The sequence below is a fragment of the Luteimonas sp. TWI662 genome, from assembly GCF_039673825.1.
Classification (GTDB): Bacteria; Pseudomonadota; Gammaproteobacteria; order Xanthomonadales; family Xanthomonadaceae; genus Luteimonas.
Map to the genome: position 1 here is coordinate 118,330 of NZ_JBDJMI010000007.1, position 20,640 is coordinate 138,969.

Annotated in this window: 15 protein-coding genes; 10 read left to right on the forward strand and 5 right to left on the reverse strand. The window is 70.1% G+C overall.

Translation table 11 applies throughout. The features are described 5' to 3' along the window. Positions 1-42: 42 nt before the first annotated feature. Positions 43-744, forward strand: a complete 702-nt coding sequence (locus tag ABE488_RS07385) for a response regulator transcription factor (protein WP_346447666.1) — start codon at positions 43-45, stop codon at positions 742-744. On the opposite strand, the gene ABE488_RS07390 is transcribed toward ABE488_RS07385, so the two are convergent. Then, positions 728-2,080 carry an ATP-binding protein gene (locus ABE488_RS07390; RefSeq protein WP_346447667.1) on the reverse strand — a complete coding sequence of 451 codons (1,353 nt, stop codon included), beginning with the start codon at positions 2,078-2,080 and terminating at the stop codon, positions 728-730. The genes ABE488_RS07385 and ABE488_RS07390 overlap by 17 nt on opposite strands. A 208-nt stretch (positions 2,081-2,288) precedes the next feature. Here ABE488_RS07390 and ABE488_RS07395 point away from each other — a divergent pair, with 208 nt between their 5' ends. From ABE488_RS07395 to ABE488_RS07420, 6 genes are all read left to right on the forward strand, one after another. Beyond that, a complete protein-coding gene (locus ABE488_RS07395; protein ID WP_346447668.1) occupies positions 2,289-6,218 on the forward strand; it encodes an ESPR-type extended signal peptide-containing protein in 3,930 nt (1,309 codons plus the stop codon). A gap of 67 nt (positions 6,219-6,285) precedes the next feature. Further along, on the forward strand, positions 6,286-8,151 hold the full coding sequence (locus ABE488_RS07400; RefSeq protein ID WP_346447669.1) for a S8 family peptidase: 1,866 nt from the start codon (positions 6,286-6,288) through the stop codon (positions 8,149-8,151). A 60-nt stretch (positions 8,152-8,211) separates the two neighbouring features. Then, positions 8,212-8,472, forward strand: coding sequence for a hypothetical protein (locus ABE488_RS07405; protein ID WP_346443544.1), 261 nt, complete (start codon positions 8,212-8,214; stop codon positions 8,470-8,472). 47 nt (positions 8,473-8,519) lie between these two features. After that, on the forward strand, positions 8,520-8,777 hold the full coding sequence (locus ABE488_RS07410; protein WP_346447670.1) for a hypothetical protein: 258 nt from the start codon (positions 8,520-8,522) through the stop codon (positions 8,775-8,777). A gap of 70 nt (positions 8,778-8,847) precedes the next feature. Further along, positions 8,848-9,612, forward strand: a complete 765-nt coding sequence (locus ABE488_RS07415; RefSeq protein WP_346447671.1) for an N-acetylmuramoyl-L-alanine amidase — start codon at positions 8,848-8,850, stop codon at positions 9,610-9,612. Positions 9,613-9,645: 33 nt separating this feature from the next. Beyond that, positions 9,646-10,041 (forward strand): DUF6165 family protein, encoded by a 396-nt coding sequence (locus tag ABE488_RS07420; protein WP_346443549.1) that lies wholly within the window; start codon positions 9,646-9,648, stop codon positions 10,039-10,041. Positions 10,042-10,110: 69 nt separating this feature from the next. Here the strand turns inward: ABE488_RS07420 and ABE488_RS07425 are convergent, their stop codons facing one another. From ABE488_RS07425 to ABE488_RS07435, 3 genes are all read right to left on the reverse strand, one after another. Further along, complete coding sequence (locus ABE488_RS07425; RefSeq protein ID WP_346447672.1) at positions 10,111-12,288, reverse strand: glycoside hydrolase family 3 N-terminal domain-containing protein; 2,178 nt, start codon at positions 12,286-12,288, stop codon at positions 10,111-10,113. A 145-nt stretch (positions 12,289-12,433) separates the two neighbouring features. Next, positions 12,434-12,631 carry a hypothetical protein gene (locus ABE488_RS07430; protein ID WP_346443685.1) on the reverse strand — a complete coding sequence of 66 codons (198 nt, stop codon included), beginning with the start codon at positions 12,629-12,631 and terminating at the stop codon, positions 12,434-12,436. A 152-nt stretch (positions 12,632-12,783) separates the two neighbouring features. Further along, the gene (locus ABE488_RS07435; protein WP_346443553.1) at positions 12,784-13,500 is read right to left on the reverse strand and encodes an SDR family NAD(P)-dependent oxidoreductase; all 717 of its coding nucleotides are present in this window, start codon (positions 13,498-13,500) and stop codon (positions 12,784-12,786) included. 227 nt (positions 13,501-13,727) lie between these two features. Here ABE488_RS07435 and ABE488_RS07440 point away from each other — a divergent pair, with 227 nt between their 5' ends. Both ABE488_RS07440 and ligD read left to right on the forward strand, forming a co-directional pair. Beyond that, positions 13,728-14,633, forward strand: coding sequence for a Ku protein (locus ABE488_RS07440; RefSeq protein WP_346443554.1), 906 nt, complete (start codon positions 13,728-13,730; stop codon positions 14,631-14,633). Positions 14,634-14,637: 4 nt separating this feature from the next. Then, positions 14,638-17,229 carry a DNA ligase D gene (ligD, locus tag ABE488_RS07445; protein ID WP_346447673.1) on the forward strand — a complete coding sequence of 864 codons (2,592 nt, stop codon included), beginning with the start codon at positions 14,638-14,640 and terminating at the stop codon, positions 17,227-17,229. Positions 17,230-17,349: 120 nt separating this feature from the next. Here the strand turns inward: ligD and ABE488_RS07450 are convergent, their stop codons facing one another. Further along, positions 17,350-19,446 carry a S9 family peptidase gene (locus ABE488_RS07450; RefSeq protein ID WP_346447674.1) on the reverse strand — a complete coding sequence of 699 codons (2,097 nt, stop codon included), beginning with the start codon at positions 19,444-19,446 and terminating at the stop codon, positions 17,350-17,352. Between the two features lie 192 nt (positions 19,447-19,638). On the opposite strand from ABE488_RS07450, the gene ABE488_RS07455 reads away from it, so the two are divergent. Further along, the gene (locus ABE488_RS07455) at positions 19,639-20,634 is read left to right on the forward strand and encodes a DUF4349 domain-containing protein (RefSeq protein ID WP_346447675.1); all 996 of its coding nucleotides are present in this window, start codon (positions 19,639-19,641) and stop codon (positions 20,632-20,634) included. The last annotated feature ends 6 nt before the right edge of the window (positions 20,635-20,640 follow it).

Here is a 20,640-nt window from a genome sequence, read left to right on the forward strand (position 1 = left end):
GGGCTAGGATGCCGTCCACATGATCGGCCCCCGCCCTTGTCGATGACCGCCGCGCTGCACGTCGCCGTGCTCGAGGACGAGGCCATGCTCCGCGAGCGGATCCTGCTGCCCGGTCTGCAGCGTTTCGGCTTCGCCGCGGTCGGGTTCGAGACCATCGCGGCCTTGCGCGCGCATCTCGATGCGCACCCGGTCGACCTGGTCGTCCTCGACGTCGGCCTGCCCGATGGCGACGGCTTCAGTCTTGCGCGCGCGCTGCGTGAGACGCGCCCGCAGTTGGGCGTGGTGATGCTGACCAGCCGCGCCGAGACCGGCGACCGCGTTCGCGGCTTGACCGAGGGCGCGGACGCGTATCTCACCAAGCCGATCGAGATCGATCTGCTCGCCGCCACGCTGCACAGCCTCGCGCGGCGCCTGGAGACCGTCGCGCCCGCCGGCGCGCGCGACACGTCCCACGGCTGGCGCCTGAGCGCCGACGGTTGGTGCTTGCTGTCGCCATCGGGCGGCTCTGCGGCACTGACCCAGAGCGAACGGCGGCTGTGCCGGCGGCTGTTCGACACCCCGGGCGAGCTGGTGGCGCGCGAAGCGCTGATCGAGGCCTTGACCGACCAGATCCACGACTTCGATGCGCACCGCATCGACTCGATGATCCATCGTCTGCGCAGCAAGGCCCGCACCCGCTGCGGCGAGATGTTGCCGCTGACGGCCGTGCACGGCCGCGGCTACATGCTCACGCCACAGGGCTGAGCGGCAACGCGATCTGGAACGTGGTGCCGACGCCCGGCGCGCTGGTCACGGCGATCGTGCCGCCGGCGGTGGTCACCAACTCGTGCACCACCGCCAGACCCAGGCCGGTGCCGCTGTCGGCGGGCTTGGTGCTGAAAAAGGGCTCGAACACGCGTGCGGCCACCTCGGGCGGCATGCCCGCACCGTCGTCGTGCAGGGCGATCGCGACATGGTCGGGTGCGCGTCGTGCCTGGATGTCGAATGCGCCCGTGCCACCGATCGCATCGCGCGCATTGGAGGCCAGGTTGAGCAGCATCAGTTCGAACTGGCTGCGGTCGAACAGGATCGGCAGCGGCGCGGTGTCGCGATCGAAACGCAGCACGATGCGCGCATCGAGCAGTTGCCGGAGCATCGGCTGCAGCGCGTCGATCGCCTCGCCGGCGTCGAACACCTCGGCCTGGGTGTCGTCGCGTCGATTGAAGCGCAGCAGTCGGCGGCTGATCGCCATGCCGCGGCGCGCCGACGCTTCGACCGACGCCAGGCTGTTTTCGAGTTGTGCGGCGCGCTGCGCATCGCTGCCGCCGTCGTCCTCGTGGCGCTCGGCCGAAAACCCCGCGATGACCGAGAAGATGTTGTTGAAATCGTGCGCCATTCCACTGGCCATGCGCTCGGTGATCTCTTTCTTCTGCGCATGGATGAGCTGGGCGTGCGTGCGCTCGCGTTCACGGATCTCCTGCTCGAGCGCGGCGCCGCGCGCATTGGATTCGCGCAGGCTCTCGCGCAGCGCCTCGGTCGTGCGGTCGATGAGGATGGCGACGAGCAGATAGGTGAACAGCACCGACGGCAGGTTGTAGAACGCACGGGCCGGCGTCTGCGCGAACAGCACGTATGCGTCGTGCACCGCGCCCAGCACCACGCTCGATGCGAGCAGCGCAAAGCTCGTCCACAGCGCGCGCCGCCCCAGCACCAGGCCGCTGAGCAGCATCACCAGCAGTTGCGCGAGCTGGTCGGGAATCTGCTGTTGCAGGCCGTTGAGCGCCATGTTCACCGCGAACACCGCCAGCAGCACGCCGATCAGCAGCTTGACCGCCAGGCGGAAGCGGCCATAGCGGATCAGCGCCAAGCCACCCAGTGCGATCAGGCCGATCGCCAGGCTCATCGACAACGAGACGGCGATCTGCCACGGCAGCCCTTCGGCACGCAGCATCGGCCAACTCGCCACCAGGGCGAACGCCACTGTCGCAGGCACGGTGACGCCGAGAAACAGCAACAGCCCCTGGATCACGCGCGCATTGCGTTGATCGACCGGGTCTTGGACCGGTGCGCGATCGAGCCAGTGCAGGAACGGGCGGTACATGGCGAGTCCGGCAGGCCGTGAGAATCGCGTGATCTTCCGGCGAGATGTTGCGGGTGACAAGAGGCGCCGGCCGCTCGTACGGTCGCAGACGGGGACGCCCTACCCCATCGGGATGACAGGGCCAAGACACGGAAGCCAGTGATGGCGGGCGCAGGCCCGCCGCACGGCTTCGCTCGCCTTCACGAAACGCCTGCTGGAGACCTCCGAAATGAATCGCATCTACCGCACCCTCTGGAACGCCGAGCTCGGTCGCATGGTCGTGGCTTCGGAGCTTGCGCGCAGCCATGGTGGGCGTCGCGCCGCCGCGCTCGTCGCCGGCATCGCGCTGGCCTTGCCGTTGACGGCGATGGCGCAGGCCACCGCCATCGGTGTGCAGGCGTACGAAATGCCCGGGGCCGTCGACGACACCACGCAGGGCCGGTACTTCCAGGCCAGCGGTAGCGCCGAGAGCGACGCTGGCGCTTACGTCGAGGGCGACAACGCCCTTGCGGCAGGCGAGGCGGCCTCCGCGATCGGCAATGGCGCCGCGGCGCTGGGCGCGGGGGCGGTCGCCTACGCCGACAACGCAACCGCGCTCGGGCACGACAGCCTGGCCACGGGCACGTCCGCGACCGCCCTGGGCGGCGTGTTGCAACTGGACTACAGCGCAGTCGGCGAGTTCGGCGTGGTCCTCGACCAGCAGACGGCTGCCAACGGGCTGGCCGCCACGGCGCTGGGCGCAGGCGCACGCGCCGACGACGACTTCAACACCGCGATCGGCGCGCAGACCGAGACCAGCGGCAAGTCGGCGGTCGCGATCGGCGGCATCGTCGACGTGCTCGAGGAGCAGCTCGGCAGTGATTTCGCCGGCCGCGAACTGCAGAACACCCAGGCGGTCGGCCGCTTGTCGACCGCCATCGGCGGCGGCGCCCAGGCGACTGACTACGCCGCGACCGCGATCGGTGCGCTGTCGCGGGCCAGCGGCATCCGCGCGGTTGCGATCGGCTACGGCAGCCAGGCCCTGGCCTATGACGCCACCGCGCTCGGCGACCGCGCTGTCGCCGGGGACGAGTGGGCGACCGCGGTCGGCGGCGGCGCCCGCGCCACGCACCTGCGGTCCAGCGCCCTGGGCAGCTTCGCCAGCGCGATGGCCGAAAACGCCACGGCGGTCGGTCAGGCCGCGATGGCCAACAATGTCAACAGCACCGCCGTGGGCAGCGGCTCCTGGGCGGCAGGCGCCAACAGCATCGCGATCGGCAAAGCGTTCGTATGGAACAGCAACCCATGGGGCGAGGAAACCGTGCTGTTCACCGATGGCATCGCGATCGGCACCGATGCTGAGGTGCACGGTGGCCGCTCGATCGCGATCGGCGCCGGTGCCATCGTTGGCGGGTGGAGCATGCCCGACGACAATGGCCTGCCGCGCAATGTCGAAGACGCCGTTGCACTGGGCGCCGGTGCGGTGGCCGATCGCGACCGCTCGGTCTCTGTGGGACGTACGGGCGCCGAGCGCCAGATCACCCATGTTGCGGCTGGCACCGAGGCGACCGACGCGGTGAATCTGGCGCAACTCGACGCGGTGGCCGCCGAGGCCTCGCGCTACCTTCAGGCGACGGGCAGCGCTGACAGCGATGCGGGCGCCTACGCCGAGGGCGAGAATGCGCTGGCGGCCGGCGAGGCGGCCTCTGCAGTCGGCGCCGGTACGGTCGCGCTCGGGGCCGGCGCGGTGTCGTATGCGAACAACGCCACTGCGCTTGGCCGCGACAGCCTGGCGGTCGGCGACTCGTCGACCGCGCTCGGCGGCATCCTCGACATCGACTACAGCGCCCTGCCGCGCGGCGTGGTGATCCACAGCCAGACCGCCGCCTCGGGGCTGGGCGCAACGGCTGCGGGCGCCGGCGCCCAGGCCAACGGCGACTTCAATACCGCGATCGGTGCGCAATCGGAGACCAGCGGCAAGTCGGCCGTCGCGGTCGGCGGCATCGTCGACGTGCGCGAGGACGAGGTCGGCTCGAACTTCGCGGGCCAGGTCCTGCGCAACACCAAGGCGCAGGGCCGCCTGTCGACGGCGCTCGGCGGCGGCGCGCAGGCCACCGAGTACGCGGCGACGGCGATCGGTGCATTGGCTGAAGCCACCGCCATCCGCTCGATCGCGATCGGCTATCGGACACGGGCCACCGCTTACGATGCGATCGCGATCGGCGATCGCGCACAGGCCACGTTCGACTTCACCACGGCGATCGGCTCGGGCGCGCGCGCCAACGCCAAGGGCACCACGGTGATCGGGTCGAGCGCAAACGCCCTCTATGAAGGTGGCACGGCACTGGGTAATGCGGCATCTGCCCGCAACGTCAACGCCGTCGCGCTCGGCGCGGCGTCGGCCGCGGCCGGGCAGAACTCGATCGCGATCGGCAACCGATCGATGGTCTGGAACGGCGACTTCTTCGCGCCGTCGCCGATCCTCTATCTCAACAGCATCGCCATCGGCGTCGGCACCAACACCTACGGCACGGACTCGATCGCGCTGGGCACTTCGGCGATCGTCGGTCGCCAGCAGGCCAATGGCCTGTGGACGGGCGTCGACAACAGCGTCGCCCTGGGCGCGAACTCGTGGGCGAACCGAGAGAACACGATCTCGGTCGGCCGTGCGGGCGCCGAACGTCAGATCGCCAACGTCGCCGCCGGCACCGAAGCAACCGATGCGGTGAACCTGGCGCAGCTCGATGCCGTCGCCGATGGCCTGGGCGAGCTGTCGGCCAATGCCGTGGTCTACGACGACGCCGACAAGACGCGCATCTCGTTGGCTGGCGCCGAGGGCACGGCGATCACCAATGTCGCCGCCGGCGACCTCACCGAAGACAGCACCGATGCGGTGAATGGCGGTCAGCTGTTCGAGACCAATACGCGGGTGACGGCGGTCGAAGGCCGCGTGGACGACCTGGACACGCGCATCGGCGATGTGGCCGGCGTCGCGCAGAACGCGGTGGCCTACGACGACGCCGACAAGGCGCGCATCTCGTTGGCCGGCGCCGAGGGCACGGTGCTGTCGAACCTGGCTGCGGGCGCGGTGTCGGCCGACAGCACCCAGGCCATCAACGGCGCCCAGCTGCACAGCGGTCTGCAGAGCATGGCCGACGTCCTGGGCGGCGGCGCCGCGGTCACTGCGTTTGGCACCCTGGCCGCCCCGAGCTATGCCGTGCAGGGCACGCAGTACGCCTCGATCGGTGCGACGTTCGCCGCGCTCGACGTGCAGATCAGCCAGCTCAAGACCCGCATCGGGTCGGTCGAGACCGTGATCGACAGCAACCAAGGCACCAACGACCGGGTCGCGGTCGGGGGCGACGCACCGGCCACGGTGGGCGCGGACACCAATGCGGTGGCGGTCGGCGCAGGCGCCGCGGCCAATGGCGCCAACGGGGTCGCGCTTGGCGGTGATGCCTATGCGCACGGGTCCAACGACACGGCCGTCGGCGGCAACGCGCAGGTCCATGCCGATGGCAGCACTGCGATCGGCGCCAACAGCCGCATCTCCGCCGAGGCGACCAATGCCGTGGCGGTGGGCGAAAGCGCTTCGGTCAGCGCGGCTTCCGGCACCGCGCTCGGCCAGGGGGCCAGCGCCACCGCGCAGGGCGCGGTCGCCCTCGGCCAGGGCTCGGTGGCCGACCGTGCCCAGACCGTCTCGGTCGGCAGCGCGGGTGCCGAGCGGCAGATCGCCAACGTTGCCGCCGGCACCCAGGCGACCGATGCGGCCAACGTCGCCCAGGTCCGCGCCGGCGTCACCGAGGCCAAGGCCTATGCCGACACCACCGCGACCCAGGCGGTGGCTTCGTCCAAGGCCTACACCGACCAGCGCCTAGCCGCGTGGGGCGACCAGTTCGAAGCCTATCGCGGCGATGTCGAGCGTCGTTTCAGCGATGTCGACCGGCGCATGGACCGCCAGGGCGCGATGAGCGCGGCGATGCTCAACATGGCCACCAATGCCGCCGGCACGCAGAGCCCGCGCGGGCGCGTGGCGGTGGGCGCCGGTTTCCAGAGCGGCGAGCAGGCGCTGTCGATCGGCTATGCCAAGCGGGTCGGCGAGCGCGCGTCCTTCAGTCTCGGCGGCGCGTTCAGCGGCGACGAGAAGTCGGCCGGCTTCGGTTTCGGCATCGACCTGTGACACCCCGGCGCCGTCATGCGACGGCGCCGCTTTCGCGGTATCCCCTTCTTCGACGGAGACACGTTCCATGCGTATCCAGACCACCCTCGGCGCGGCGATCGCCGCCATCCTGCTGACCGGCGGCGCGCAGGCCGCAGGCCCTCGCCTCGACCGCAGCGTGACCCGTGACCTCGCCGGTGAGACGCAAGCCGCTGCGATCGCGGGCCAGCGGTTCGTTGTCAAGACCGGGCAGCCGGCGGCGCAGGGTCGCGCAGCCCTGAGCAGCGCACTGACGAGCAGCGTGCGTCGCGCCGGCTTGTCGAGCGCGGTCGCCGCGACGGCGACCGCGGCCGCCCGCCCGGCCGCCACCGCACGCGTACTGCGCAGCATGGCCGCGCCAGGCTGGCACGTGGTGCAGGCCTCGCGCCCGATGACCGAGTCCGAGCGCGCGAGTTTCATCCGCGAGCTGTCGGCCGAGCCCGGCGTGCTCCGGGTCGAGGTCGACCGGCTCTATCAGCGCGCCGACGTGGCGCGGTCGCCGACAGCGATGCCGGCCGCCGTGCCCAACGATCCGGAATACGCGCGCTTCCAATGGAACTTCAAGGATCCGACCGGCGGCGTGCGCGCCGAACAGGCCTGGGACATCTCCACCGGCGAAGGCGTCGTGGTCGCGGTGGTCGACACCGGCATCGTCGAGAACCATCCCGATCTCGCGGCCAACGTCCTGCCCGGTTACGACATGATCAGCGACCGGCGCATCTCCCGCCGCGACACCGATGCGCGTGTGGCCGGCGGCTGGGACGTGGGCGACTGGGTCGAGGCCAACTACTGCACGGCGCTGGGCGCACAGGGCAATGCGCCGCGCGCCAGCTCCTGGCACGGTAGCCATGTCGCCGGCACGATCGCCCAGCAGACCAACAATGGCGCCGGCTTGGCCGGTCTCGCCCACAACGCCAAGGTCGTGCCGGTGCGCGTGCTCGGTTCGTGCGGCGGCTACGGCAGCGACATCGCCGACGGCATGATGTGGGCCGCCGGCCTGCCGGTCGAGGGCGTGCCCGCCAATCCCAATCCCGCCGAGATCATCAACATGAGCCTGGGCAGCACCGGCCCGCAGGCCTGCCCGGCGTTGTACCAGGACGCGATCGACAAGATCAACGCGCAGGGGTCGATCATCGTCGTGGCCGCCGGCAATTCCAACGCCAATGCCGGCAGCTACACCATGAGCTCGTGCACGGGCGTCATCTCGGTGGGCGCGACCCGCGTGACCGGCGGCAAGGCCAGCTATTCCAGCTGGGGCACCCGAGTCGACCTGTCGGCGCCGGGCGGTGGCGGCGACGTCGATGGCGATCCGAACGGCTACATCTTCCAGGTCCTCAACGCCGGCACCACGCGGCCGACCACCGACTGGATCCTGGGCGGCTACACCGGCACCTCGATGGCCTCGCCGCACGTGGCCGCGGCCGCGGCGATGGTGCAAAGCGTCGTCGACACGCCGCTGACCTGGAGCGAGATGCGCGACCTGTTGCGCCGCACCGCGCGGCCGTTCCCGGTGGCCATTCCCACCAACACGCCGATGGGCGCGGGCATCCTCGATGCAGCCCAGCTGCTGCATCGCGCGACGCAACCGCCGTGCACCAGCGACTGCGCGCCGCTGGAAGTGCCGCTGACCAACAAGGTCGAACTGCGCGGGCTCAGCAACGGCGTCGAGGATGGCCTCTACACGTTCGAGGCGAAGGCCGGCGCGGTCCTGACCTTCATGACCTTCGGCGGCACTGGCGACGTGTCGATGTATGTCGCCAGGGGGCGCGTGCCGACTGCGACCGATCGGGATGCATTCTCCGCTCGTGCCAAGAGCAACACCGAGACCGTGCGCTTCACCGCCCCGCAGGCGGGCAAGTACTACATCCGACTCACCGGCACGTACGCCGGTCTGACCCTCGTGGCGCGCCAGTAGGGTCCGGAGGCGCTTGCCCGCATCGCGAAGGCGATGCGGGCGGGCGCCCCGCGTCTTGTCATGCTGGCCCGCACCGCGTTCGACTGGATTGCCGCACTGTCCGATTGGCAGGCCTGCCCGCAAGGCGAGCAGCTGGACCTGCCGCTCGAGGCGTTCGTGCATCGGAGCCATGTGGCGGGCCAGGACTGGGCGTTCGCGTTCGTGTCCTGGGCCAGCGACCGGCTGATCCGTACCGGCGAGTGGTACGAGATCCAAACGTGCACGTCGCCAGACGGCCTCCAACAGGTGCGCATCGTCCGCGAACGTCCGCCCCATGCCTGATGGCGCAGCCGTGCAGGTGACACCCGATCGACTTCGATAGGCCCCCGATGCAACCCGATGTTCCCCAGGCCGACTACGACTGGCTGCTGCACTGGACAGCGTGGTCGCTGCGCGAGGATCGGCGCCTGGAGGCGGCGTTCCCGCTCGATGAGTTTCTGCAGCGCAGCGGCGCGGCGCCGCTGACCTGGTCGCTCGACTTCCTGTCGTGGAAGTGCGAACGACTCGCCCGCGACCGATGCTGGTACGAGTTGCGCGTCGAGCGTCTGCCCCAAGGCACCCGGGTGCGCGTGCTCCTGGATCGCTGAGCAGGCGGCGCGCCGGTCGCACGATCGGGCGTGGGTTGCGTCTGCGGCGGCGAACGGGTGCAATGCGGCGATGCGCCTCCTTTCTCTCCTCGTCGCCGCGCTGCTGCTGGCGGCCTGCGCCCACCAGGCCCCGCGCAATCCGCTCGCCACCTGGGTGCCGTCGGCCAACGCCGATGCGCGCCGGCCGGTGCTGGTGGTGCTGCACTACACCGAGCAGGACTCGGTCGCGCGCAGTCTCGACACGCTGCGCACCGCCAACAGCGGCGGCCGGGTCAGTGCGCACTACCTGATCGGCAAACACGGCGAGCGCTACCAGTTGGTGTCCGACCTCGACCGCGCCTGGCACGCCGGCGCCGGCCGCTGGGGCGCGATCACCGACGTCAATTCGGCCTCGATCGGCATCGAACTCGACAACAACGGCCGCGAGCCGTTCGCCGAGCCCTTGATCGAGAGCCTGCTGGTGTTGCTCGAGGACCTGCGCACGCGCTGGCGGATCGCGCCGGAGAACGTCATCGGCCATTCCGACCTCGCGCCCACGCGCAAGATCGACCCGGGCGTGCGTTTCCCCTGGCGCCGCCTCGCCGAGCACGGCTATGGTCTCTGGCCGCAGGACGGCACGCCGCCGGCGCCGGCAGGCTTCGATGCGTTGCAGGCGCTGCGTACGCTGGGCTATTCGATCGACGATCCGGACGCGACTGCGCGCGCGTTTCGACTGCGCTATCGCGCCCAGGCGAGCGGCGGGCTCGACGAGGAAGACCGCCGCATCCTGTACGCGCTGGTCCAGGGCTGGACGATCCCGGCGATCCACCAGCCCGCGGCGGCGGCACGCGACTAGAATGAGCGGCTTGCCAGCGACGAGGAGACAGACATGGGCGCAGTGATGACCCCGGTATCGGTTGGCGAACTCGCCGACAAGATCACCATCCTCGAAATCAAGGCCGAGCGGCTCGACGATGCCGACAAGCTCGCGCACGTGCGCACCGAACTCGACGCGCTGCTGACGCCCTGGCGCGGCGTCGAAGCGGGCGATCCCGGTTTCGCGCCACTGAAGGCCGAGCTCAAGGCGGTCAACGCGACGATGTGGGACATCCAGGACGGCCTGCGCGACCGCGAGCGCAGCCAGACCTTCGACGACGAATTCATCCGCCTCGCGCGCGCGGTCGCCACGACCAACCACGCCCGCGTCGAGCTCAAGAACGCAATCAACCGCCTGGCCGGCGCCGGCTTCATCGAAGAGAAGCAGTACGCGGCCGACGCGGACTGAGAGTCGACCGCCGTCGCCTTACGCGGCGACGGATGGTCATGCTCCGGGCGCGGGCGCCCGCTGCGCGCGTTACGCCCCGCGCAGCGAGAACTGCACCGCCTCTCCCGCCTCGCAATTCGGAGCGATCCACACGTCGAACAGGCCCGGCTCGGCGGCGAAGGCGCCGCTGCGGGTGGTGAAGGCGAGCTGGTCGCGCTGCAGTTCGAACGTGACCGTGGTCTCCTCGCCCGGGGCGAGTGCGACCTTGCGGAAGGCCTTGAGCTCGCGGATCGGACGTACGCGGCTGGCGACGCGATCGTGGATGTACAGCTGCACGACTTCCTCGCCGGCGCGGTCGCCGGTGTTGCGTAGCGTCGCCGAGACGGTCAGCGTGCCGTCCCAGTCGAGCGTGTCGGCCGACAGCTGCACGGGGCCGTACTCGAAGCGGGTGTACGACAGCCCATGGCCGAACGGGTACAGCGGGCTGTGCGGCATCTCGCGCCAACGGCTCTTGAACTCGCTCATCTCCGGCAGCTCGGGCCGGCCGGTGCGCTGGCGGTTGTAGTACAGCGGCTGCTGGCCCGAGTCGCGCGGGAAGCTCACCGGCAGGCGCGCGGACGGGTTGTAGTCGCCGAACAGCACGTCGGCGATCGCCGGTCCCGTCGCGGTGCCGAGGAACCACGTCGCCAGGATCGCCTGCGCATCGCGGACCGCACCGTGCAATGCGAGCGCGCGACCGTGGCGCAACAGCACCACGACCGGCGTGCCGGTTGCAGCGACGGCCTCGGCCAGCGCCTGCTGCGCGGGCGGGATCACGATCTGCGTGCGCGACTGCGCTTCGCCGCTGTAGTTCTGCGGCTCGCCGATCGCCAGCAGCACGACATCGGCGTCGCGTGCGGCGGCCACCGCAGCGTCGAGGCCGCCGTCGAGCGCGTCTTCCATGCCGCTGCCGTCGACCACCGTCAGCGCGTCGCCGTCATCGAGCGCGGCGCGCAGGCCGTCCTCGAGGTTCACGTGCAGGCGCTTGTCGCCGAACAGGGTCCAGCAGCCTTCGATATTGTCGCGGTCGCGCGCGTAGGGCCCGATCAGCGCGATCTTCTGCCCGGCCTTCTTCAGCGGCAGCAGGTCGCCGTCGTTCTTGAGCAGCACGATCGAACGCTGCGCGGCCTCGCGTGCCAGTGCGCCATGCAGCGCCTGGGGATCGAGCGCGGCTTCGGCCTCGGGGTCGAGCGAGCGGTAGGGATTGTCGAACAGGCCGATCGCCTGCTTGACCGCGAACACCCGGCGCACGCCTTCGTCGAGCGTCGCCATCGATACCTCGCCGCTGGCGACGAGATCGGGCAGGTGCGCGGCGTAGAGCCCGCTCTGCATGCTCATGTCGACCCCGGCGGTGAACGCCAGCTTCGTCGCCTCGCGGTCGTCGGCGGCGAAGCCGTGCGCGACCAGTTCGAAATCGGCGGTGTAGTCGGAGACCACGAAGCCGCCGAACGTCCATTCGCCGCGCAGCAGGTCGGTCAGCAGGCCGTCGTGGGCCGAGGCCGGCACGCCGTTGATGTCGTTGAACGCACTCATGACCGTCAGCGCGCCGGCATCGATCGCGGCCTTGAACGGCGGCAGATGGACGTCGCGCAGCGTGCCCTCGGAGATCTCGACGCTGTTGTAGTCCAGCCCGCCCATCACCGCGCCGTAGCCGACGAAGTGCTTGGGGCTGGCCAGCAGCGCGTCGTCGGCGGTCAGGTCGTCGCCCTGGAAGCCGCGCACGCGCGCGGCCGCAAAGGCGTTGGCCAGCACCACGTCTTCGCCCGCCGCCTCGGCCACGCGGCCCCAGCGCTGGTCGCGGGCGATGTCGAGCGTGGGCGCGAAGGTCCAGTGCAGGCCGCAGGCGGTGGCTTCGATCGCGGCCGCGCGTGCGGTGCGCCGGGCCAGTTCAGGCTCGAAGCTCGCCGCTTCGCCCAACGGAATCGGGAACACCGTGCGCATACCGTGGATCACGTCCGCGCCCATCAGCAGCGGAATGCCGAGCCGGCTTTCCTCGACCGCGATGCGCTGCGCCTCGCGCCCCTGGGCGGCGCCCACGCCATTGAAGACCGCGCCGACATGCCCGGCCCGGATACGCTCGCGCAACTCGCCGGCGTTGAGCTCGTTCATCTCCGGATTCACGTCGGCGGCGAACGGACGCAGCATGTCGGCGAAGATGCCGAGCTGGCCCACCTTTTCCTCCACGGTCATACGGGCGAGCAGCGCTTCCAGCCGGTCGTCAAGACGCATCGTCGATCCTGTGTAAACGATTACAACCGGCGATTATAGGGGGCCGGCCCTGTCGTGCGGCTAGGGTCGGCCCCAATGGCCGGCACGCAAACGACGTGTTGGCCGCCGGGCGGGCGCGCGGCGGTCCCCGGGCGGCGGTGCGCCCTCACTCGGGATCGCGCGCCGGCACGAACGGCGAGACAGGATCGCTGGCCGGGAACGTCTCCTCCAGCGCCTCGTCGTGGGTGTTCTCTTCGTGCCGTTCACGGTGCCCACGATGCTCGCGCGCTTCCTGCGGCGAGGCCGGGGCCGGGGCACGGTCGCGCTCGTCGGGCGTCTTGTCGATGTCGTGGTCTGGGTGCATGCGCATCACTGTGCGCCGGCGCGCGCAACCGTGCGTGAAAGCGTCCCGGCCTGGCGCGGCCGTGCCTGCAGCCCTCGCATGCTGGTCTGCCACTGTGCCGCCAGCGTGGCGCGATCGCAGCCGCGCCGAACCGTGCATCCAGGCTGGGCGTGTCAGAAGCGGGGATCGGCGATCGCGGGCATCACCAGCTCTCGGACGAAACTGGCGTCCGACAGCTCGAGCAGTGTCCGCACGACATGCACCACATCGTGGACCGGAACCGTGCGTCCGTCGTCGCGAGCGGCCGCGGTGTCACGCGGTGCGTCCAGCCCGTCGTCGGTGTTGAGATCGCCCAGCTGCAGGCAGGTGACGCCGAGTCGGCGGTCGCGAAAGCCCTCGCGCAGCGCATCGGCGATGCCGTTGAGGGCGGCTTTGCTGGCGCCGAAGGCCACTTCCGGCCGGCCGCTGCGGGCCAAGCCCGAGGTCGAGCCGGTGAGGATGACCCGGGGTCGCGCGCTGGCGGCCAGTTGCGGCATGAGCCGGCGCAGCAGCAACAGCGGGGCTGCAACGTTGATGTTCACCAGATCGAGCGTGGCGTCGTCGTCCTGGTGCTCGAAATCGTAGTCGGCCGTGAAGGCCTGCGCCTCCCAGATGCCGACGTTGTAGATCAGCACGTCGAGCACCGGCGGACAGGCTGCGGCGATCGCCCGTGCCGCTGCGCGCGGGTCGGCCAGGTCGGCCTCGATCCAGGTCAGCTCAGGGCCGTCGACACGTGCGTTCAGCGCGGGGCGCTGGCGTGAGACCCCCACCACGATATCGCCCGGACCGCCGAGCCCCTGGACGAAGGCCCGGCCCAACCCACGGCTGGCGCCGACGATCATCAGGTGCATGGCAGTCTCCGGCGGAAAGGCGCACAGGATGCCCGATCTGGTCACTGACCGCGCCTGGGGTCGCAGTGCGGCGCCCGGCCGGGCGCCCTCGCGTTGCCGGGCGCATGCGATCGCGGGCAGCGAGGTTGACGCGGGGTCCACGAGGCGTTTGCCAGCCTGCGACGACCGCGTCCCGCCATGCTGTGCAGGGCGCGCACATTCGCGCCGCGTTGCGCATCGGAGATCCCATGGCACGTCCCATCTGGTCCGGCTCGCTGTCGTTCGGCCTGCTCAACATCCCGGTGTCGCTGATGTCGGGCGAGCGCCGTACCGACCTGAGCTTCCGCATGCTCGACTCGCGCGACAAGAAGCCGATCCGCTTCGAGCGGGTCAACGCCGACACCGGCGAAGAGGTGCCGTGGAAGGAGATCGTCAAGGCCTTCGAGTACGACAAGGGCAGCTATGTCGTCATCGAGAAGGAGGACATCGCCTCGGCCGCGCCCGAATCGCACGAGTCGGTGGATGTCGAGGCCTTCGTCGATGCCGGCAGCATCGGCACGCGCTTCTTTGAAAAACCCTACGTGCTGGTGCCGGGCAAGAAAGCCGAAAAGGGCTACGTGCTGCTGCGCGAGACGTTGAAGAAGACCGGCAAGATCGGTATCGCGCGGGTCGTGATCCGCACGCGCGAGTATCTGTGCGCGGTGCTGCCCGAGGACGATGCGCTGGTGCTGATGCTGCTGCGCTATCCGCAGGAGCTGGTCGATCCCAACGACTACAAGCTGCCCACCGGCGATGCGTCCAAGTACCGCATCGCCGACAAGGAAGTGCAGATGGCCACGCAGCTGATCGAATCGATGTCGGCCGACTGGGACCCCGAGGGTTACCACGACGAGTTCCGCGAGCGGTTGGCGGCGATCATCCAAAAGCGCATCAAGGCCAAGGGCGCAACCACACGCGTGACCGAGGAGCCCGCACCGCGCGAGGATGCGGCGACCAACGTGGTCGACTTCGTCTCGCTGCTCGAGCAGAGCCTCAAGAGCAACAAGCGCACGCCGGCCAAGGCCGTGGCCAAGAAGGTTCCCGTGAAGAAGACGGCCGCGGCCAAGAAGGCCGCCAAGAAGACCGCGAAGAAGGCCGTGCGCAAGGCGTCGTGACGCCATGACCCTCGCCGACTACCGCCGCAAGCGCAGGTTCGACACGACCCGCGAGCCGGAACCGGGCAAGGCGGCGCCGCGCGGCAAGCGGGCGATCTTCGTCGTGCAGCTGCACCATGCCAGCCGGCGCCACTACGACTTCCGCCTGCAGGTGGGCGATGCGCTGCGCAGTTGGGCGGTGCCCAAGGGGCCGAGCTATGACCCCGACGTCAAGCGCATGGCGGTGCAGGTCGAAGACCATCCGCTGGATTACGCCGGCTTCGAAGGCGACATCCCCAAGGGTCAGTACGGCGGCGGCCACGTGGCCAGGTTCGATACCGGCGCCTGGGTCGCGGACGGCGACCCGGAGCAGGCGCTGGCCAAGGGCCATCTGCGCTTCGAACTCTTCGGCCGCAAGCTCAAGGGCCGCTGGCACCTGGTGCGCACGGCCCGGCCGGGCCGGCAACCCCAGTGGCTGCTGTTCAAGGACCGCGACGCGTACGCCGGCAAGCTGGATGCCGACGACTTGCTTGGCGACATCGCGCCGCCACCGCCAGAAGACGCCAAGCGTGCCGGCACCGGCAAGGCGCGCAAGCGCGGCAAGCGTGAGGTTGCGGTCGCCACGCGCCGCAAACACGACTGGGCCGCAGCCGCACGCAAGCTCGACGGCGCCCGCCGCGCCGCCGCGCCCGACGGCCCGTTCGCGCCGCAGCTGGCGAAGCTCGGCGAAAGCGCGCCGACCGGCGAGGCCTGGCTGCACGAGCTCAAGTGGGATGGCTACCGGCTGCTGGTGACGATCGCGCGCGGCAAGGTGCGGCTGTGGTCGCGCAACGCGCTCGAATGGACTGCCAAGGTGCCCGAGATCACCGAGGCGCTGACCCGCCTGGGGCTGCGTTCGGCCGCGTTCGACGGTGAGCTGATCGCCGGGCGCGGCGCGCGCGCGGATTTCAATCTGCTGCAGCAGACCTTGTCGGGGACGCGCCAGGGCGCGCTGGCGCTGGTGCTGTTCGACCTGTTGCATGTCGATGGGATCGACATCAGCGAGGCGCCGTTGTTCGCGCGCAAGGCGCTGCTGCAGCGCATTCTCGGTGATCCGCCGCCTGCGCACCTGGCCTGGAGCTCGCACATCGAGGGCGAGGCGGCGACTGCGATCGAGCTGGCCTCGCAGGCCGGTTTCGAGGGAATCATTTCCAAGCGTGGCGACCGCGGCTATCGCCCCGGGCGCGGCGACGACTGGCGCAAAACCAAGGAATTGGCCAGCGACGAGTACGCGGTGGTCGGCTACACCCCGCCCAAGGGCCGCCGCAGCGGCTTCGGTGCGCTGTTGCTCGCCCGGCCCGATCCCGAGCATGGCTGGCGCTATGCCGGGCGCGTGGGCTCGGGCTTCAGCGACGCACTGCTCGAACAGATCGCCCAGCGCATCGGCAAGGCCGGGCGCGATGCCCCCACGGTCCACGTGCCGCCCAACGACACCGACCTGCGCGCCGCGCGCTGGTTCGCGCCACGTTTCGTGGTCGAAGTGTTCTCGCGCGGCACCGGCGGTCATGGCCTGCTGCGCCAGCCCTCGCTCAAGGCGGTCCGGCCCGACAAGTCGATCGAGGACCTGTACGACAGCGACCGCGGCGCCCCCGAAGGAGACGACGAGATGGCGACGCAGACCCGCAGCAAGACGCCCGTCCGCAAGCGTGCGGCCGCACCCGCGAAGCAGACGACGACCCGCAAGGCACCCGCTGGCGTGCGCACGCCGCCGACGCTGTCGAGCCCGGACAAGGTGCTGTTTCCGGGCGACACCCTGACCAAGGGCGATGTCGCTGCCTACTACGAGACCGTCATGGACTGGCTGCTGCCCGAGATCGCCGGTCGGCCGCTGTCGGTGATCCGCTGCCCGGGCGGCATCGACAGCGCCTGCTTCTTCCAGAAGCACCACACCGCGGGCATGCAACTGGTGGAGACGGTGCGGCTGAAGGAGGAATCGGGTGGTGCCGGCGACTACCTCGTCGTCAACGACGCGGCGGCCGCCCTGGAGCTGGTGCAGTTCAACGCGCTCGAGTTTCATCCCTGGGGCGCGCAGGCCAACGCGCCCGACATCGCCGACCGGATCGTCTTCGACCTCGACCCGGGCGAGGGCATCGCCTGGCGCGACATCGTTGCGGCTGCGCGCCAGATCCGCGGGTTGCTGCAGCAGGTGGGCCTCGAATCGTTCGTGCGCACCTCCGGCGGCAAGGGCCTGCACGTGGTGGTGCCGCTCAATCCAGGCTGCGCGTGGTCGGTCGTCAAGCCATTCGCGCAGGCGTTCGCGCAGAGCCTGGCACAGCTCGAGCCCTTGATCTACGTCGCCACGGCGACCAAGAAGTTCCGCAAGGAGCGAATCTTCGTCGACTACCTGCGCAACGGCCGCGGCGCGACCGCGGTGGCCTCGTTCTCGTTGCGCGCCCGGGCCGGTGCCCCGGTGGCGATGCCGCTGCGCTGGGAGGAACTGGGCCGGGTCAAGGCCGGCAACCAGTGGACGCTGCGCAATACACCGGCCCGCCTCAAGCGGCTTGGCACGCATCCATGGGCGGGATTCGACACCTTGCGCCAGACCTTGCCGGGCGCGGCGCGCGGCAAGCGACGCTGATCGGGCAGGCGGTCGGCACGTTGCCGGCGTTTGCGCGGCGCATCGGATCGCGATGCTCTGGCGCGTGTTCGGCAATCCGGCCCGCCGCCGCGCGCGCGGCGACGGGCCGTCAAACCGGCGTTACTTGCGCACGTCCTGGGTATGCGTCTTCAGCGCCTCGGCCAGTCCCGGCACGCGATCGGCGCCGGTGGGCACCGTGATGCTCGAGCCTGCGAAGTCGTCGCCGATCGGCTGCGCCCGTCCGCCCAGGCACGTTTGCAGGAAGCCCTCGGTGACCGCATTGAACGCGGTGCTGTTCTCCGGCCGCGCGAAGCCGTGGCCTTCGTCGGGGAACAGCACGTAGGTGACCGGGATCGACTTGGCGGTCATTGCCTCGACGATCTGGTCGCTCTCGGCCTGCTTGACCCGCGGATCGTTGGCACCCTGACCGATCAGCAGCGGCTTGGTGATCGCATCGGCGCGGCTCAGCGGCGAGCGCTCGGTCAGCCAGGCCTTGCCCGCTTCGGTGCGCGGGTCGCCCATGCGCCGGGTGAGCTGTTCGAAGAAGCTCGCCCAGTACGGCGGCACCGTCGACAGCAAGGTATTGAGATTGGACGGGCCCACGATGTCGACGCCGCAGGCGAAGGTGTCGGGCGTGAACGTCAGCCCGACCAGCGTCGCGTAGCCGCCATAGCTGCCGCCCATGATCGCGACCTTGTCGGCGGTGGTCACGCCGCTGTCGACCGCCCACTGCACGGCATCGATCAGGTCGTCGTGCATCTTGGCCGCCCACTCGCCGTTGCCGGCATTGGTGAACTGTTTGCCGAAGCCGGTCGAACCGCGGAAGTTGACGCTCAACACCGCGTAGCCGCGATTGGCCAGCCACTGGTCCGTCGGCTTGAAGCCGTAGCCATCGCGCGACCAGGGCCCGCCGTGCACGCGCAGCACCAGCGGCACCGGCGCGTCGGCCTTGCCGTCGTTGTTGGCGTCGGCGTGCTTGGGCAATGTGAGGTAACTGACCAGCGTCAGTCCGTCACGCGACTTGAGTTCCAGCGGCCACATCGGCACCAGCGGCTTGCCCTCGAGCGCCGGACGTCCCGAGAACAGCTGGGTCAGCGTGCCTGCGCCGCCTTCGGCCGGACGGTCGTAACGGTAGTAGACGACCGGCGACTCGGCCGCCGAATAGGCAACCAGCCAGTGGCGATCGTCGAGCGTGCGGCTGTTGATCGAGACCTCGCCCGGACCGATCGCCTCGAGCGTCTCGAGATCGGCGCGGATACGGTCGTCGACTGCCGTCCAGGCCTCGCGCAGGTAGTTCGCCGAGACCGCCTGCACGACGCCGGTACGCGGGTCGGACAAGGCGCCGCCGACATCCGCGCGCGCATCCTCGTGCACCAGCCGCTTCTCGCCGCTGGCGGTGTCGATCGCAAACAGCGCGGCGGTGTCGCGCGCGCGCGAATCGCGCATGTACAGCGTCGCGCCGTCGTCGGTCAGCCCGGCGGGCCCGGTGCTGAGCACATCCTCGAAGGGCACGTCCTCGATCGTCGCCCAGCCGTCGCCATCGCGGCGCAGCAGGTCCAGCCCGCCGTCCGGACGCGAGCGCGAGGCATAACGCAGCGCATAGTCGGCGTCGGCCAGATAGCTGCCGATGCGGTCGTCGTTGCGCGCCACCAGCGTGCGCGCGCCGCTGCCCAGGTCGACGCGATAGAGATCGTGCCACTGTGGATCGCGATCGTTCATGCCCACCAGCAGTGCATCGGGATGGCGATGGCTGATGCCCACCACCTGTGCAGTGGTCTTGGGAAACGGCGTCAGGTCGCGGCTGCGTCCGCTGTCGATGTCGACGGCGAACAGGTGGAAGTCCTCGTCGCCGCCGGTGTCGCGCAGGTACAGCAGCGTGCCGGGCTGGTAGGACCAGAAATAGTCGCGGATGCCGCGCGCCGCATCCTGGGTGACCGCCTTCGCCGCGCCCGGGTCATCGGCTGGCGCCACCCAGACGTTCATCGTGCCCTCTACCGGCGCCAGCCAACTCAAGTAGCGGCCGTCGGGGCTGAGCTGCACACCGGCGCGTTCGGGATTGCCGAACAGCGCAGCGCGCGGAATCAGCGCCACATCGTCCAGCGATACCCGCTTGGCGGTAGGGGCCGCCGCCGTACTGGCAGCGGCATCGGCGGGCGGACGGTCGCCGCAGGCGGCAAGGCTCATCGCGACCGCGGTCGCGAGCAACAGATGGCGCATCAGAGATCCCCAGGTGACGGATGTGTCACGCATGACGCTAGCGGGGCGGCGAACGCGAGATGTTGGCTTCGCGTTAAAGCGCAGGGGTGACCGATGGCAGGGTCCGGGGCCTGCTTGTGCGTCGCACCGTCAGCCCCGATGCTCGGCCTCGCGCGTTGACGCTGCACCCCTCCTCTTTTTCTGGAGACCTCCATGTCCGTCTTCCGTCATCGCCGGCTGCTGTCGACCGGCCTGTTCTGCGTGCTACTTGCTGCGTGTGCGCGGCCGTCGGGTGAGACCGCCACCGAGTTCGCGGCCAATCCGCCGGTGCCGGTGCCGGCGCCAGCGGCCGATGCGATGTCGTCTCCGGCTGCGGGCGCCGCGCCTGCGGCTGAGGTCGAGGCAGGCGTCGATGCTGCCGTGCAGATGGCCTCCGGCACGCTGGCGCAGACCGATCCGGCGCGCCGTTTCATCCTTGCCGCCCAAGCGCGGTTCGCGGTCGACGACGTCTACCGCTCGGCGCTCGCGATCGAGGATCTCGCCGCTGCGCAAGGGGGCTTCGTGGTCGCCAACCGGATCCGGTCCGAGACCCAGGGCGTGCAGCGGCACCGCATCGGCGACGGCAAGCTGCTGGAGCTGATCGAATACACCACCGCAGGGGAGCTGACCGTGCGGGTGCCCAGTGACCGCGCGCAAGTCTTCCTGCGCGAGCTCGCCAAGCAGATGAAATTTCTCGACAGCCGAGACTTCGACGCGCGCGACGTGCAGTTCGACCTGCTGCGCCAGCAACTGGCGTACGCCCGCAGCCAGGAGTTGCAGCAATCGCTGGCGCAGGCGGTGCAGGCCGGCGACCGGCTGGACCGCAAAGGCGACGCGTTCGCCGCCCGCGAACGTGCGCTCGCGGCCCGCGACGAGGCGCGCGTGACCCAGCGCGAAGTCGAGGACCGGATCGCATTCGCGACGATCGACCTGTCGCTCTATCAGCCCGCTCAGGTCAGGCACAGCGAACGCGTCGATCCTGAGGCCGTGTTCACCCAACAACGCCCCGGCTTCTTCGTGCGGATCGGCCAGGCACTGCGCGGTGGCTGGCAAGGCCTGCTCGACGCCGGCGTCGTGGTGGCGCTGCTCTGGCCGCTGTGGCTGTTTGTCGCCATCGTCTCGATCGCCTGGAGTGCATGGCGTCGTCGTCGGGCTGCGGTGCGGAGTTGAGGCTAA

Coding starts and splice junctions, on each gene's coding strand:
- ABE488_RS07455 (WP_346447675.1), top strand. CDS start 19,639: ATGTCCGTCTTCCGTCATCGCCGGCTGCTGTCGACCGGCCTGTTCTGC.
- ABE488_RS07390 (WP_346447667.1), bottom strand. CDS start 2,080: ATGTACCGCCCGTTCCTGCACTGGCTCGATCGCGCACCGGTCCAAGAC.
- ABE488_RS07395 (WP_346447668.1), top strand. CDS start 2,289: ATGAATCGCATCTACCGCACCCTCTGGAACGCCGAGCTCGGTCGCATG.
- ABE488_RS07420 (WP_346443549.1), top strand. CDS start 9,646: ATGGGCGCAGTGATGACCCCGGTATCGGTTGGCGAACTCGCCGACAAG.
- ABE488_RS07450 (WP_346447674.1), bottom strand. CDS start 19,446: ATGCGCCATCTGTTGCTCGCGACCGCGGTCGCGATGAGCCTTGCCGCC.
- ABE488_RS07410 (WP_346447670.1), top strand. CDS start 8,520: ATGCAACCCGATGTTCCCCAGGCCGACTACGACTGGCTGCTGCACTGG.
- ABE488_RS07405 (WP_346443544.1), top strand. CDS start 8,212: ATGCTGGCCCGCACCGCGTTCGACTGGATTGCCGCACTGTCCGATTGG.
- ligD (WP_346447673.1), top strand. CDS start 14,638: ATGACCCTCGCCGACTACCGCCGCAAGCGCAGGTTCGACACGACCCGC.
- ABE488_RS07425 (WP_346447672.1), bottom strand. CDS start 12,288: ATGCGTCTTGACGACCGGCTGGAAGCGCTGCTCGCCCGTATGACCGTG.
- ABE488_RS07430 (WP_346443685.1), bottom strand. CDS start 12,631: ATGCACCCAGACCACGACATCGACAAGACGCCCGACGAGCGCGACCGT.
- ABE488_RS07415 (WP_346447671.1), top strand. CDS start 8,848: ATGCGCCTCCTTTCTCTCCTCGTCGCCGCGCTGCTGCTGGCGGCCTGC.
- ABE488_RS07440 (WP_346443554.1), top strand. CDS start 13,728: ATGGCACGTCCCATCTGGTCCGGCTCGCTGTCGTTCGGCCTGCTCAAC.
- ABE488_RS07385 (WP_346447666.1), top strand. CDS start 43: ATGACCGCCGCGCTGCACGTCGCCGTGCTCGAGGACGAGGCCATGCTC.
- ABE488_RS07400 (WP_346447669.1), top strand. CDS start 6,286: ATGCGTATCCAGACCACCCTCGGCGCGGCGATCGCCGCCATCCTGCTG.
- ABE488_RS07435 (WP_346443553.1), bottom strand. CDS start 13,500: ATGCACCTGATGATCGTCGGCGCCAGCCGTGGGTTGGGCCGGGCCTTC.